3 protein-coding genes are annotated in these 1,194 nt (G+C 38.1%); all 3 read right to left on the reverse strand.

Annotation, left to right across the window (positions count from 1 at the left end):
- Positions 1 to 175 precede the first annotated feature (175 nt).
- The 3 genes from SSCH_RS06790 to SSCH_RS21830 all read right to left on the reverse strand — a co-directional run bounded on the left by SSCH_RS06790 (position 176) and on the right by SSCH_RS21830 (position 1,183).
- Positions 176 to 550, reverse strand: a complete 375-nt coding sequence (locus tag SSCH_RS06790; RefSeq protein WP_044664814.1) for a response regulator — start codon at positions 548 to 550, stop codon at positions 176 to 178.
- A gap of 50 nt (positions 551 to 600) precedes the next feature.
- Entirely contained in the window at positions 601 to 981 is a 381-nt protein-coding gene (locus SSCH_RS06795; protein WP_044664815.1) for a nucleotidyltransferase domain-containing protein, read from the reverse strand.
- Between the two features lie 67 nt (positions 982 to 1,048).
- Positions 1,049 to 1,183, reverse strand: coding sequence for a hypothetical protein (locus SSCH_RS21830; RefSeq protein ID WP_408645708.1), 135 nt, complete (start codon positions 1,181 to 1,183; stop codon positions 1,049 to 1,051).
- Positions 1,184 to 1,194 lie beyond the last annotated feature (11 nt).

Here is a 1,194-nt window from a genome sequence, read left to right on the forward strand (position 1 = left end):
AAAATTGATTTCATAACTTTCAGATATTTTAGCCGAAATATTAAGTTTATCAACTGCAAAATAAAAATTATCATTATAAGTGGTAATAGTGCCCTAATAATATTAATATTTTTGGCTGAAATATTAAGTTTATCAACTGTAAAATAAATAATTGCCAATGCAACCATTAACAGAACTAAAATATTGTTAACGCTTCTCTCTGACAATTGGAAACACACCCCGCTCCATTAATTTTTTTCACTCTAACATTTTCGAAACAAACCACGCGCTGGCAACATGAGGGGCAAAAAAAGGAAAAGCAGTGGCAAAAACCAAAATAGGTATCCGGCTGAATTTCCGCCAATTCCCTGGCAGCTTCCAAACCGTTCATTTCCGGCATATCGATATCTAAAAAGACCACATCAGGTTGATGAATCTCCACCTGTCTGATGGTCTCTTTGCCATCGTTGGCAGTGGACACTACTTCGACTTCTGGCACTTCTTCTATAGTTTTTTTTAAGTATGCTGCAGCAGCCGGATCGTCATCAGCTATCAGTACCTTTAAAACCATTTTCCCCACCACCTAAGTCCTAAAACTTAGCCCCAGGTGCCTGGCACCACTTAGTATTTGTCTATTAGATCTTTCAGCACCTGCATGGCCAGTGGTTGAAAGTCCAGATAATCTCGCCACGTTTTTTCCATGAAATCGTATGTTTCTTCTTCATCTTTAGAAATTAATAACACACCTTTTGTCACATGATACCGAAAACCGGTATTTGCCTGGTTTAGAGAGCGCACATCAACTGGAAGATGAATTTTGCAGGTAAGAGTTACGGTCAATTCCAGGGTGAGGTCAAGAATTGCTTCGTCTGCAAGACTGTCATCAAAAAAGATAGCTATATCAAGATCATGACAGGGTTGTTTGCCAAGAAAAGACCCATGCAAGAAAGCAAAGCGAATTTGTGGATGTTTTTGTAGTTCCTTTTTTATTTGTTCAATTATTTAGCGATTTTTGTTCTGGAGAAAAGCAATACAACTGGTCGTCAGAAGGTAAGGGTTTATTCGCCAACTAGCATTCACCACCTGTATGCTCTTCTATGATCGTTTTAATTGCATCAAGATACTGCCTCACATCTCCAAGATTATTCCGCATAATATTAAGCATTTGCATATCGTCAATTTTACCGTATCCGTGTATAAGCAGATTACGAAAAC

Source organism: Syntrophaceticus schinkii (genome assembly GCF_000946815.1).
In the GTDB taxonomy this organism is placed as follows: Bacteria; Bacillota; DSM-12270; order Thermacetogeniales; family Thermacetogeniaceae; genus Syntrophaceticus; species Syntrophaceticus schinkii.